Source organism: Fodinicola feengrottensis, from assembly GCF_039530045.1.
Classification (GTDB): Bacteria; Actinomycetota; Actinomycetes; order Mycobacteriales; family HKI-0501; genus Fodinicola; species Fodinicola feengrottensis.
This window is the reverse complement of sequence record NZ_BAAANY010000036.1, coordinates 164,710-177,571: the sequence shown is the minus strand read 5'-3', so window position 1 is coordinate 177,571 and position 12,862 is coordinate 164,710. Positions and strand designations below refer to the sequence as shown.

Here is a 12,862-nt window from a genome sequence, read left to right as displayed (position 1 = left end):
GAGGTGGCCGCCATGACCGTCAACGAGCTCGGAGCCGCTCTCCGCGCCTGGCGTGACCGGCTGTCGCCGGCCGAGGCTGGACTCAAAGCAGAGCCACGCCGGCGTACGCCCGGGCTGCGGCGCGACGAGGTCGCGCGGCTGGCCGGGATCTCCGTGGACTATGTCGTTCTGCTGGAGCAGGGACGCGCGGCGACGCCATCGCCGCAGGTGTTGACCACGTTGGCGAGAGCACTTCGGTTGTCGGACCCGGAGCGGGCGCATCTGTTCCGGCTGGCCGGGCGAGCCCTGCCGGCCGCACTCCCCAGCGTCCTGCCACCGTCCGTACGACGGCTCCTCGACCACATCGACGCAGCGGTCGCGGTTTTCAACGCGAGGTGGGATCCAATGGCCACCAACGCCGGCTGGACGGACCTGTTGGGGGATCCACTGGCTCGCGCTGAGCAGGAGCGCAACATCGCCTGGCGGCATTTCGCCGGCCTGCCGAGCAGAATCGTGCGGACCAGCAAAGAAGAATCCGGCTTCGAGGAAGCGCTGGTTGCCGATCTCCGACGCAGTTATGGAAAGTATCCACATGACCAGGAACTCGCGGCCCTGGTGGCACGACTCAACGACAGCAGCGAGAGATTCCAGGACCTGTGGAGGGCGCAGCGAGTCGCCGCGTATTACGGCGAGCGAAAGACGATCGGCATCGACGATTACCACTGTGACATTCTGCCGATCGAGTTAGGTGACGTACGGGTCGTCATCTACACACCCGTGAAGGTGGTAAATGCTTTACCAGCCTCAGGGGGACTGCCAGTCGCGGATCTCGCGTTAGTACCGACAAGATCCCCACGCGAGTCATAGGAGTCCACGATGTCCGAGACCTTCGTTCTCGTTCCCGAATTCCGAGAAATCGACGGTTTGCGCATTCGCTACGCGGAAAGCGGCCGCGGCGCCAGCCGAACCTTCCTGCTCACCAACCCGTGGCCGGAAAGCCTTTACGCCTTCCATCCGATCTGGAACCAGTTGGCGCAGGACGCCCATGTGGTGGCGATCGACCTGCCCGGCTTCGGCCAGTCCGAGCGACGCGCGGAGCTGTATTCACCGCAGGCGATGGGTCGCTTCCTGATTTCCGTGGTCGACAGTTTTGGTCTTGTCAAGCCACATCTGGTCGGCCCTGATGTCGGTACGAGTGCGAGCCTTTTCGCCGAGCTGGCGCGGCCCGGCACGTTCGCGACGATCACGATCGGCAGCGGCGGCGCATCCGTACCACTGAATGTCACCGGAATTCTCAAAGACATCATCGAGGCGCCGGACCTCGACGGCCTGCGAGCGCAGGATTCTCGGGCAATCCTGAGTCCCGCGCTCGACGCGATCGAGCCTCGGTTGCCGGCGGAGATTCGTGAGGACTACCTGCTCTCGTACGAGGGCGACGGGTTCGTCGAATCGTCCGCCTTCGTTCGGCGATACGCTGCCGAGCTGCCGATTCTGGCCAGCAAGCTATCCGAAATCAGCACCCCGGTGCAGATCATCTCCGGCCGGAAAGACCCCGTTGTTCCGCCCGAGAACGGCGAATTCCTGGCCGCCAGACTGCCGAACGCGGTCGCACGGCTGGTCGACAGTGGTCATTTCGTCTGGGAGGAAGCATCGCAGGAGTACGGAAAACTGGTCACCAGTTGGGCCGACGAGCACCCCGCCGAATAGCGGATCAGTGGCCGGTGTCCAACCGGGCACCGGCGGCTCGCTGGGTCCGCTGTCTCGCCCGGGACGCTCGAAGATTCACCGCGTTGGCACAAATCCGCGCATTGTGCCACACCGCGCTGTTGTTGCGCGACCGATCGTAGAACGCCACCTGACACGGATCGTTCCGGCAGATTTTGAGCCTTCGCCACGTATCCAACCGCTGCGCCACGAAAATCTCCAACAGCACAAGAGAAGCGACCCGCCGCCAACCCTCGCCACGCGGCTCCAGCGTCACCTCGCCGCCCGCTTCCATCCGGGCCGCGAGCGCCACTGAGCCAACAGCAGGTACGTCCGTGTTGTGCTCGAGGACCGCCCGTACGGTCGCCCGAAAATCCCGCAGCTTCGCGGCGTCGCCAGCCCGCAGAGCGATCCGCTCAGCCAGCGCGCCAGCCAGCCAGCGCTGCGCGTCTTCGTCCGTCGCCAACAGGTCCGCCGAAGACCCCGGCCGCACCGGCCGGGTGTTGAGCAACTCCTGCACGAACACCAGCCCGCGAGGCGCGTACCCCAGCCCATACCGATCGTTCGCCACCCACGTCACATCCACCATTGTACGCAAGCATGACACCTACGCCTCTGTCGCAAGCCGGCCGCACCACGAACTCGACGTTTTCGTCCTCATCGTCGGCGTGTTGACTACCGGAACGTCGAGTTAGACTGCGGGCGAAACGATCAAACGGACATCGGGGCGGGCTGGATGCGGGAAACGAGCGCGGTTAGGCGGCAGCGGATCCTCGCCGTGGTGTTCGCCCGGGGCGCGGTGAAGGTCAGCGATCTGGCCGCTGAGCTGGGTGTTTCGATAGTTACCGTACGCCGGGACGTGGAGCAGCTGGCGCGGGCCGGCAAGCTGCGGCGCGGACACGGGGTGGCCCGCTCGCTCGCGCCGACGGAGCCGGAAGCGCAAACGATCACGAACACCGACGGAGCGGTCGTCCTCGTGGTGCCCGAGCGGCACACCTACTTGTACGAGGCGGTGCATGGGGCGCGGACAGCGCTCGATGAGGCGGGCGTACGGGTCGCGTTGCACATCGCGCCACAGGTCCCGGCCGCCGAACGGCCCATCGTGGAGCGAGCGCTCGCCGGCGACGTACGGGGGCTGCTGATCGCGCCGCGCTGGCGGACCGCTGATCTCGAAGAAGCCGATTATGGCTGGTTAGCGGGCTTGCGCGTGCCGGCGGTGATCATGGAACGCCGGCCGCGGCCGGGCAGCGCATTACACGCGGTCGACTCGGTCTGCTCCGATCACTGGTACGGAATACACCTCGCGGTCGACCACCTCGTCTCGCTCGGCCATCGGCGGATCGTGCTGGCCGCCCGCGACGACAGCCCGACCGCACGCGCATTGCGAACAGCGTTTGCGGAGATCGCGGCGGCGCATCCGGCAATCGACGGCTGGACAATCGTGCTGAGTTCTCCCAACGCCAGCCCCGATCCGGTCGACGGCCCGCTCCCGCCGCTCGCTGAAATCCTGGCCAAACACCAGGCCACCGGTGCGATTCTGCACGGCGACGTCGACGCGCTAATGCTTGTCCAGCAACTCGCCGACAGTGGCGTACGAGTGCCGCAGGACTGTTCGGTCGTGGCGTACGACGACGTGGTCGCCGCCCTCGGCAGCACCCCGCTGACCGCGATCGCGCCACCCAAAGCCGAGGTGGGACAGGTGGCGGCGGAACTTCTGCTGCGCCGGCTGGACGGTAAGGTCGGCCGGCCGCAGCGACTGCAGCTCCTACCGGAACTCAAGGTCCGCGCCTCGACTGATCGTTTGACCGATTAGAACCCTCTTTTGATCGATCCCTTGACTCCAAACGCTCAGCCGATCAGGATTCGAGTGACCCGAGAGGAGCCTCGATGCCCGGTCGACTGACTCGCCGCTCCCTGCTGACCGCGAGCCTCGCGCTCCCGCTCGCCGCGTGCGCACAGGCCGGCGGCACCGCTTCCCGGAGCGGCCCGACCAAAATCACCTTCTGGTCCGCGCTGCGCGGCAGCAAGCAGGTCGTCGACGCGTTCAACCGTACGCAGAACAAGATCCAGGTCGTCTTCCAGCAAATCCCGTCCGGCGACCAAGGGGGTTACGCGAAGCTCAGCAACGCGGCCCGCGCCGGCAACGCCCCCGATGTCGCCACCATCGAATATCCGCAGGTCCCCGGGTTCGCGATCGACGGCGTCGCCCGCGACCTCAGCTCGATGGTCAGCGACCGGCTGCGCGCGAAACTATTGCCGCAGGCGCTTGGGCTCACCACATTCGACAGCCGGATTTTCACTGTCCCCCTGGATGTCGAGCCGATGGTGATGCATTACCGGAAAGATCTCTTTGACCAGTACGGCCTGACAGTCCCGCGCACCTGGGACGAGTTCGAAACACTGGCGCGTACGCTCAAAAGCAAGGCGCCGAACCGCCGATTGTACGTTTTTCCCACCGATGGCGCGCAACAGGTCGCCGCGTACGCGTGGCAGGCCGGCGCGCAGTGGTTCGGCACCAAAGGTGGCGCGTGGAACGTCTCACTCGCGGACGCGCCAACCCGCCGGATCGCGGCGTACTGGCAGCGGCTCATCGATGAACGCCTGGTTTTCACCAATGCCGGCACCGGCCGCCAGTTCGACGCTCAGGTCAGCCAGGGTTTGGTGCTCGTACGGCTGACCGGCGCCTGGGACGCGGGTGCCCAAATGAAAGCACACACGACACAGAAGGGTCGCTGGCGCGTCGCGCCTCTGCCGCAATGGGATCTCGCGCATCCCGCGCTCGGCACTCAGGGCGGTTCCACCTTCGCTGTCACCAAAAACAGCACGCATCCCGAGGCCGCGATGGAATTCATCGAATGGCAGGTATCGGATCCGGCCGCTTTACGGGCCCGGCTCACCAGCGGCGCCAGCAGCCAATATCCGGCGGTGCCCGGGCTGTTGGAGGTAGGCCGCGCGGCCTTCAACCGCTCGTACTACGGTGGCCAGGACATTTACCGGCTTTTCGATGACGAGGCCCACAAAATCCGCGACGGCTGGATCTGGGGACCACGAATGTCCGCCACTCAACGGGTGATGCAGGACGGTTTGGCCCGGGCCGGCGCTGGCCAGGAAACGGTCATCGACGCGGTGCGTGCGGCGCAGAGCGGCACCATGCCCGACCTGCGAGCGCTTGGCCTGTCCACCACCGAATACAGCACTTGAGGAGAGGGGTGGGCAGTTGACTACGACCGCACCGCCGGCCACCGCGCCGAGCACGGCCAGCCTGGTGGGTACGACTCGAAAGCACGCGACCAAGCGGCGCGGCGAACGTTTCGCCCGCGGCGTTTTGATGGGTCCGTTCTTCGCGCTCTTCGTGGTTGTCTTCCTGATTCCGGTCGGGACAGCGCTGTGGCTGAGCTTCTTCGCCGAAGACCGGCCGGGCCTCGGCTTCGGGCCAGACCGGACAGTTTTCGTTGGCCTGCGCAGCTACTTCGCGGTGCTCAGCGACCCGACCTTTCTCAGCAGCCTCGGCACTGTCGTTTCCTACTGCCTTCTCTACATTCCGCTGATGGTGGTCGGTGCGCTGGCGCTGGCCCTGCTGTTGGACTCCGGTGTCGTACGTCTGCGGGCCTGGGCCCAGCTCGGACTCTTCATGCCGCACGCGGTGCCTGGCATCATCGCCGCCATCATTTGGCTCTATCTCTACACACCCGGCCTCAGCCCGGTCGTCGATCTGCTTGGCAAGGCGAACATCACCGTCGACTTTCTGGGCGTACACACGGTGTTACCAGCGATCGTGAACATCTCGCTGTGGAGCAACCTCGGCTATAACATGGTGATTTTCTATGCCGCCCTGCAAGCCGTCCCACGTGAAGTGATCGAGGCGTCCGTTGTCGACGGTGCCGGTCCGATGCGCACGGCGCTCTCGGTCAAGGCGCCGTTGGTACGCTCCGCGATCGTCACGGTCGCGATGTTCACCTTGATCTGGGCCCTTCAACTTTTCACCGAGCCGGTCCTGCTCAGCCAGTCGACTCCGATGATCAGCGCGCGTTTCTCCCCCAGCATGTACATTTTCGACGCTGCCTTCACCCGCAACAACTACGGTCTGGCAGCGGCCGCGTCGGTGATCCTGCTGATCTGCACCATCGCGCTGTCGTACGGCATCACCCGCTGGTCCAACCGCACCGACCGCCGGCAGGAGATTGCCCGATGACTACGGCCGTTTTGCGTCCCCGTCTGCTCGGTCGAGTCACCGTCAACCTCGTTGTCGGCATCGCCGTTCTCTACACGCTGTTGCCTGCGTTGTGGCTGGTTCTGGCCGCGTCAAAGAACAGCGACGCACTGTTCGGCAGTGACGTGCTGTCGTTCGGCAATTTCTCCTTCGTCAAGAACCTGACCGATCTTTTCGCCATGGACAGCGGGATCTACGGCCGCTGGTACGTCAACAGCCTGCTCTACGCAGTGGTCGGCGCTGCGATCAGTTCGATGGTGAGTGTCGCGTGCGGCTATGCCTTCGACAAATACCAGTTCCGGCACAAGGAAAAACTCTTCGGGCTGGTGCTCGCCGCGGTGATGGTGCCGCAGACGGTGCTGGCACTTCCGCTCTATCTGATGGCGTCCACTGTGGGGCTGGTCAACACCTTCTGGGCGGTGTTCATTCCGGTACTCTTCAATCCGTTTGGCGTCTATCTGGGCCGGATTTTCAGCCAGGGCTATGTGCCGGACGAGGTGCTGGAGGCGGCCAGGGTGGACGGCGCCGGCGAGCTGACTCGATATATCAGAGTCGCGCTGAGGATGCTGGGGCCTGGCGTGGTCACGATCTTTCTCTTCCAGCTCACCGCGATCTGGAACAACTTCTTCCTGCCCATGATGATGCTGTCGGACCAGAAGCTCTACCCGGTCAGTCTCGGGCTCTACACCTGGAACAGTTCGGCGACTGTGACGCCTGACTACTATCCGGTGGTGATCATGGGATCATTGCTCGCCGTCCTGCCGCTGGTTATCGCCTTTCTTCTCCTGCAACGATTCTGGCGATCCGGACTCACGGCGGGAGCGGTCAAATAGCCACCATCCCACGCGCTGCTTTCGCGATGGCGCAGAACGCGGCCGACGCCGTGCTGGACGACCGGGCTCTCGCCGCCTTCGACAAAGTCTGTGACCTCCAGCTCCCAGTCATAGACGATTTTCGCGGTGCTCGCCTGCAGGACCTGGAAATCCTTATCACCGGCTGGGGGTGCCCACCGATCGACGAGGCTGTGCTGGACGCTGCCCCAAAACTACGAGCAGTCGTGCACACGGCCGGGTCCGTACGAGCGCACATCACCCAAGCCTGTTGGGATCGCGGCATCGAGGTCTCATCGGCGGCCGCGGCAAATGCGGTGCCAGTCGCGGAATACACGGTCGCCATGATTCTCCTGAGCGGCAAACGTGCGCTGGAACGTGCGCGCGACTACAAGACCGTCCGGCGACGCGAAGAATGGTTGAGTACGCCACGGACCATCGGCAACTTCGGCCGTACGATCGGCATTCTGTCCGCTTCGCTGATCGGCCGACGCGTCATCGAATTACTGCGCCCGTACGATCTGAACCTCCTTCTGCACGATCCGTACGTTCTCGAAGGGGAAATCGACGTTCCACTGGTCAGCATCGAAGAACTGTTCGAGCGCAGCGATCTCGTCAGCGTCCACACTCCCCTGCTCTCGACGACCCATGGCCTGGTCAGCCGCGAGTTGATTGGCATGATGCGACCGGACGCGGTGCTCCTCAACACCGCCCGCGGTGCGGTCGTTGATCAGGACGCGCTCGCCGAGGCGGCTCGGCGGGGGGACGTACGAGCCATCCTGGATGTCACCGATCCCGAAGTCCTGCCGCCGGAACATCCTTTGTGGGATTGCGAAAACGTGCTGATCACGCCGCATCTCGCCGGCTCCCAGGGAAACGAGTGGGACCGGCTGGCCGACCTCGCGGCCGCCGAGATCGAGCGCTGGGCCACCGGGTCCGGCTTCGCTTATCCAGTGAAACGCGAAAGGTTGGATCTGCTCGCATGAAACTCCCTGGCGACGACCGGGACCTGAGTCCGTTCACCGGCTACACCCGCCAGCACTGGGAAACCGCCGCGGACCGCCTGGTAGCAGCGGCCTGGCGTTGGACGACCCCGCGCGGGGCGCTGCTGGACCTGCCTGGTCCGCCCTCGCGGAGCGGCGTTCGCTCGGACGGTCTGGAAGGCTATGCGCGTACGTTCCTCGCCGCCGGTTTTCGGGTCGCTGGCGCCAACGGAGACGACCCGCATGGGTGGCTCGACCGGTACGCGAGTGGATTGGTCGCCGGCACTCGTACGCCCGGACGCGACGACGCCGAGTCCTGGCCGCTGATCCTGGACCACAGCGTCCAGGGCCAGCCGATGGTCGAGTCCGCTTCGGTCGCGCTTGGCCTGCGACTGACCCGGCCGTGGCTGTGGGATCGGCTCGACGGCGATGCGCAGGACCGCGTCGAGGAATGGCTTCGCGGCGCCGTCAGACATATCCCGGCGCCCAACAACTGGTATCTCTTTCCCTTTACGGTGGCCGGTTTCCTGGAATCCGTCGGCCGGGGCGACGCTGAGACGGCCCGCGTCCGCGACCGTGCCCTGGAGCTGCTGGAGACCTGGTATCGCGGCCAGGGCTGGTATGCCGACGGCGATGGTCGCGCTTTCGACCATTACAACGGGTGGGCGCTGCATCTTTATCCGGTGCTCGACGCCTACCTGGCGGGCGCAGACGCCCCGCAGGGGCCGAGGTTGCATGAGCATCTGGAGAGTTTCTCTTTGCTCTTCGGGTCCAATGGCGCGCCAATCCACTTTGGACGGTCGTTGACCTACCGTTTCGCGGCCGGCGCGGCAGTGGCACTCGGTGCGATCACTGGCCACACCCCGCTCACACCCGGTGCCTCGCGGCGACTGCTGAGCGGAACTCTACGTTATTTCCTTGACAAAACTGACGACGACCTGCTCAGCCTGGGCTGGCATGGCCCGCACTCGGCAACTCTGCAGAGCTACTCAGGTCCCGGTTCCCCTTACTGGGCTTCAAAAGCGTTTGTCTGCCTCCTCGCACCGCCCGAACATCCACTGTGGACGGCCGTCGAGGAACCCGCGCCCAGCGAAGGCCCGGATCAGGTGCTGGCTTTGGCTGCCACCGGTCTGCTCATCCAGACCACCCAGACCGACGGGATCGTACGACTGCACAACCACGGCAGCGACCACGTACGACCGCACGAAGGTGAGCTGGCGGAGGAAGACGATCCGCACTATGGCCGCCAGGCCTATTCAACCCGTACCGGCCCAACGTCGACCCACAACGTGTCCGACAATCATGTTTGTGTGGTCGTTGACGGCGTACGCAGCGTCCGCCGCCGCATCCACCCACTCGGTGCGGCCCACGGCGATGGCTGGGGTTGGGCCGCCTCCTGGCACCTGCCGGTTTTTGGCTCTGGCGCGCCAACAGTTCCTGGTCTGCGGATCGAAAGCGTCACCGTCGCCGTGGGAGCGCACGAATTACGAGTCCACCGCGTCGTAGGCGCTCCACCCGGCGTCGGAGTCGAACAGACCGGCTGGGCGACCGGCCCGGACGAACCACTGGTGTCCACACTCCTACCGCTGCACGGCTGGACCTCAACAGATGACGTACGAGCACCGGAGGGCACGGCTTTCACTCGCTGGGCACTCGTACCGCGGCTTGTCGGCGAGGGAAGCGGACTTTACGCCGCTTTGGCCACCCTGAGCGCGAAGCCCGTCCCGCCGGCAGCCACCCTGATCAAGGCCGACAACTCCACCATTTGCGTCCAGTGGCCGGACACGTCACGGACGTCCATCGCCTTCGACCCGCTCACCGTCGTCCACCGTCCCTGACCCTCGCGAACTCGACGTTTTCGCTGTCAACCACGGTGTGTCGGCAGCGAACACGTCGAGTTCGCGGTGGCTATCGCTTCGCGGGCTGGCGTTTACGAGCCGGAGCCGCCTTTTTTGCCACCGCGGCAGCGGGTTTTTTGGCCGCCGCCTTCTTGGCGGGAGCCGGCGCCGAGGCCGGCGCGGAAACGGCGCGTTTGGGTTGGCGGGCGGCGGTGACGGCTTTGCGGCCGGGGGCCGGCGCGGGCTCCAGGACGTGCTGGAGGAAGCGGCCAGTGTGGCTGGCGGCCACCTCGGCGACCTCCTCCGGAGTGCCCTCGGCGACGACCATGCCGCCGTTGCGGCCGCCTTCCGGGCCGAGGTCGATGACCCAGTCGGACGATTTGATGATGTCCAGGTTGTGCTCGATGACAATCACCGTGTTGCCCGCGTCGACCAGCCGGTCGAGCACGCCGAGAAGCTTGCGCACGTCCTCGAAATGCAGACCGGTGGTCGGTTCGTCCAGCACGTACACGGTCCGGCCGGTCGAGCGTTTCTGCAACTCACTGGCCAGTTTGACGCGCTGCGCCTCGCCGCCGGACAGGGTCGGCGCCGGCTGGCCAAGTCGTACGTACCCGAGGCCGACATCGACCAGCGTGACCAGATAGCGGCGGATCGCTGGTACGGCTGAGAAAAATTCGGCGGCTTCCTCGATCGGCATGTTGAGCACCTCGGAGATGCTCTTGCCCTTGAAGTGAACTTCCAGGGTTTCGCGGTTGTAGCGGGCGCCCCGGCAAACCTCACACGGCACGTACACGTCCGGCAGGAAGTTCATTTCGATCTTGATCGTGCCGTCGCCGGAGCATGCCTCACAGCGACCGCCCTTGACGTTGAACGAGAAACGGCCAGGGCCGTAGCCGCGCACCTTCGCTTCGGTGGTCTCCGCGAAGAGTTTGCGGATATTGTCGAAAACGCCGGTGTAGGTGGCCGGGTTGGACCGGGGCGTACGGCCGATGGGCGACTGGTCGACGCCCACCACCTTGTCCACCAGGGACAGACCGTTCACCCGAGTGTGCCGGCCGGGCACCAGCCGGGCACTGTTGATGGTGTTGGCCAGCACCGAATACAGGATGTCGTTGACCAGGGTGGACTTGCCCGAACCGCTGACCCCGGTCACCGAAATGAAGCAACCGAGCGGAAACTCCACGTCGATGCCGCTGAGGTTGTGCTCTCGGGCGCCCTTCACCACCAACTGCCGGTTGCGGTCCGGCACCCGGCGCAGCGGTGGCACGGCGATCTCGGTCCGGCCCGACAGATACGCGCCGGTCAGCGAATCCTTGCTCTTCAACAGATCGTCGACCGAGCCGGACACCACCACATGGCCGCCGTGCTCGCCGGCGCCGGGGCCGATGTCGACCACCCAGTCGGCCGTACGAATGGTGTCCTCGTCATGCTCGACGACGATCAACGTGTTGCCAAGGTCCCGCAGGCGTACCAAAGTCTCGATCAGCCGCCGGTTGTCGCGCTGGTGCAGACCGATCGACGGCTCGTCCAGCACGTACAGGACGCCAACCAGGCCGGAACCGATTTGGGTCGCCAGCCGGATGCGTTGCGCCTCACCACCGGACAGTGTGCCGGCCGGGCGGTCCAGCGACAGGTAGTCCAAACCGACATCGAGCAGGAACCGCAGTCTTTCGCCAATTTCCTTGAGAACTCGCTCGGCGATCGCCTTCTGGCGGCGGGTCAGCTTCACCGCGCCAAGGAAATCCGCGCATTCGTCAATGGACATCGCGCAGACTTCGGAAATGTTCTGGCCGCCAATGGTGACGGCGAGAACCTCGGGCTTCAGCCGAGCGCCCTTACAGACGGGACAAGGAACATCCCGCATGTAACCCTCGTAACGCTCCTTGCTCCACTCGCTCTCGGTTTCCTGGTGCCGGCGCTCGATGAACGGCACGACACCTTCGAACGACGCATAATACGAGCGCTCGCGGCCATAGCGGTTCTTGTAGCGTACGTGGACCTGCGTCTCGTGGCCGTAAAGAATCGCTTTTTGGGCGCCTGCCGACAACTCTTCCCACGGCGTGTTCAGATCGAAGTCGAGTGCGTCACCCAGTCCACCCAGCAGGCGGTTGAAATACTCCATGTTGTGACCGGTCGCCCACGGCTGGATGGCGCCACCGGCGAGGGTCTGCTCGGGGTCGGGCACCAGCAGCTCCGCGTCGACCTCCTTGCGCGTACCAATGCCGCTGCACTCCGGGCACGCGCCATACGGAGCGTTGAAGGAGAACGACCGCGGCTCCAGCTCCTCGACGCCGAGCGGGTGGTTGTTCGGGCAGGCCAGCTTCTCCGAATACGTCCGCTCGCGAGTTGGGTCGTTTTCCTCCAGGTCCACGAACTCGGCGACCACGATGCCGTTGGCCAGCCGCAACGCGGTCTCCACCGAGTCGGTCAGCCGGCGCTTGGAGCTGGCCTTCACCGAGAGCCGGTCGATGACCACCTCAATCGTGTGCTTGACCTGCTTCTTCAGCGTCGGCGGCTCGGCCAGTGAATGCACCACGCCGTCGACCCGGGCCCGCGAGAAACCCTGCGTCTGCAGGCTGGAGAACAGGTCCAAATACTCACCCTTGCGAGCTCGTACGACCGGGGCCAACACCTGGAACCGGGTGCCGTCCTGAAGCGCCATGATCTGGTCGACGATCTGCTGCGGGGTCTGCTTGCTGATCAGCTCACCACAGGTCGGGCAGTGCGCCTCGCCGGCCCGCGCGAACAGCAGCCGCAGGTAGTCGTACACCTCGGTGATGGTGCCAACTGTCGAGCGCGGGTTGCGGTTCGTGGACTTCTGGTCGATCGACACCGCCGGCGACAGGCCCTCGATGAAGTCCACGTCCGGCTTGTCCATCTGGCCGAGGAACTGTCGCGCGTACGACGACAGGGACTCCACGTACCGGCGCTGGCCCTCCGCGAAGATCGTGTCGAAGGCCAGGCTGGACTTGCCGGACCCGGACAGGCCGGTGAAAACGATCAGCGCGTCCCTGGGTAGGTCCACGCTGACGTTCTTGAGGTTGTGTTCACGCGCGCCATGAACACTCAGGTGTTGAAGCTGGTCGGCCACCGCGATGTGTCCGCTCTCTCGTCGATACGGCTGGTGTTCGTACAAGCTGATGTCGATGCAAGGACGAGAAGTCCCCCGCACCAATGTAACCGGGAGGTATGACAGTTTGATCCCGGCCTCGTACACATGTCCACACCCGGGGCCGACTGCAGCAACGACCAGCGACTATGCGTACGACGTTTTCCCAGAACGTCCGCAACGCCCCGCTGCTTGCGTCTGGCGCAAGC

General features: G+C 65.0%; 10 protein-coding genes. 8 read left to right on the top strand and 2 right to left on the bottom strand.

Translation table 11 applies throughout. From position 1 onward, the window contains the following. The first annotated feature begins 12 nt into the window (after positions 1-12). Both ABD301_RS34930 and ABD301_RS34925 read left to right on the top strand, forming a co-directional pair. Positions 13-846 carry a helix-turn-helix transcriptional regulator gene (locus tag ABD301_RS34930; RefSeq protein WP_163567157.1) on the top strand — a complete coding sequence of 278 codons (834 nt, stop codon included), beginning with the start codon at positions 13-15 and terminating at the stop codon, positions 844-846. 9 nt (positions 847-855) lie between these two features. Next, entirely contained in the window at positions 856-1,686 is an 831-nt protein-coding gene (locus ABD301_RS34925) for an alpha/beta fold hydrolase (RefSeq protein WP_163567158.1), read from the top strand. Between the two features lie 4 nt (positions 1,687-1,690). Here ABD301_RS34925 and ABD301_RS34920 read toward each other — a convergent pair whose 3' ends face one another. After that, complete coding sequence (locus ABD301_RS34920) at positions 1,691-2,272, bottom strand: CGNR zinc finger domain-containing protein (protein ID WP_163567255.1); 582 nt, start codon at positions 2,270-2,272, stop codon at positions 1,691-1,693. 147 nt (positions 2,273-2,419) lie between these two features. Here ABD301_RS34920 and ABD301_RS34915 point away from each other — a divergent pair, with 147 nt between their 5' ends. From ABD301_RS34915 to ABD301_RS34890, 6 genes are all read left to right on the top strand, one after another. Beyond that, on the top strand, positions 2,420-3,496 hold the full coding sequence (locus tag ABD301_RS34915) for a substrate-binding domain-containing protein (protein WP_344314443.1): 1,077 nt from the start codon (positions 2,420-2,422) through the stop codon (positions 3,494-3,496). Between the two features lie 74 nt (positions 3,497-3,570). Next, a complete protein-coding gene (locus ABD301_RS34910; RefSeq protein WP_344314442.1) occupies positions 3,571-4,884 on the top strand; it encodes an ABC transporter substrate-binding protein in 1,314 nt (437 codons plus the stop codon). A 16-nt stretch (positions 4,885-4,900) separates the two neighbouring features. Beyond that, the gene (locus ABD301_RS34905) at positions 4,901-5,875 is read left to right on the top strand and encodes a carbohydrate ABC transporter permease (protein ID WP_344314441.1); all 975 of its coding nucleotides are present in this window, start codon (positions 4,901-4,903) and stop codon (positions 5,873-5,875) included. Continuing rightward, positions 5,872-6,726, top strand: a complete 855-nt coding sequence (locus ABD301_RS34900; protein WP_344314440.1) for a carbohydrate ABC transporter permease — start codon at positions 5,872-5,874, stop codon at positions 6,724-6,726. Before ABD301_RS34905 ends, ABD301_RS34900 begins: the two co-directional genes overlap by 4 nt. Before the next feature lie 26 nt (positions 6,727-6,752). Beyond that, on the top strand, positions 6,753-7,709 hold the full coding sequence (locus ABD301_RS34895) for a hydroxyacid dehydrogenase (RefSeq protein WP_344314439.1): 957 nt from the start codon (positions 6,753-6,755) through the stop codon (positions 7,707-7,709). Then, positions 7,706-9,544: a DUF2264 domain-containing protein gene (locus ABD301_RS34890; RefSeq protein ID WP_344314437.1), complete on the top strand. Its 1,839-nt coding sequence runs from the start codon at positions 7,706-7,708 to the stop codon at positions 9,542-9,544. Before ABD301_RS34895 ends, ABD301_RS34890 begins: the two co-directional genes overlap by 4 nt. Positions 9,545-9,614: 70 nt before the next feature. Here ABD301_RS34890 and uvrA read toward each other — a convergent pair whose 3' ends face one another. After that, entirely contained in the window at positions 9,615-12,614 is a 3,000-nt protein-coding gene (gene uvrA / locus ABD301_RS34885) for an excinuclease ABC subunit UvrA (protein ID WP_344314475.1), read from the bottom strand. Positions 12,615-12,862: the final 248 nt, after the last annotated feature.

Excerpts from the sequence above, each read along its gene's own strand:
- ABD301_RS34895 (WP_344314439.1), top strand. The coding sequence starts at position 6,753 with ATGGCGCAGAACGCGGCCGACGCCGTGCTGGACGACCGGGCTCTCGCC.
- ABD301_RS34915 (WP_344314443.1), top strand. The coding sequence starts at position 2,420 with ATGCGGGAAACGAGCGCGGTTAGGCGGCAGCGGATCCTCGCCGTGGTG.
- ABD301_RS34925 (WP_163567158.1), top strand. The coding sequence starts at position 856 with ATGTCCGAGACCTTCGTTCTCGTTCCCGAATTCCGAGAAATCGACGGT.
- ABD301_RS34900 (WP_344314440.1), top strand. The coding sequence starts at position 5,872 with ATGACTACGGCCGTTTTGCGTCCCCGTCTGCTCGGTCGAGTCACCGTC.
- ABD301_RS34930 (WP_163567157.1), top strand. The coding sequence starts at position 13 with ATGACCGTCAACGAGCTCGGAGCCGCTCTCCGCGCCTGGCGTGACCGG.
- ABD301_RS34890 (WP_344314437.1), top strand. The coding sequence starts at position 7,706 with ATGAAACTCCCTGGCGACGACCGGGACCTGAGTCCGTTCACCGGCTAC.
- ABD301_RS34920 (WP_163567255.1), bottom strand. The coding sequence starts at position 2,272 with ATGGTGGATGTGACGTGGGTGGCGAACGATCGGTATGGGCTGGGGTAC.
- ABD301_RS34910 (WP_344314442.1), top strand. The coding sequence starts at position 3,571 with ATGCCCGGTCGACTGACTCGCCGCTCCCTGCTGACCGCGAGCCTCGCG.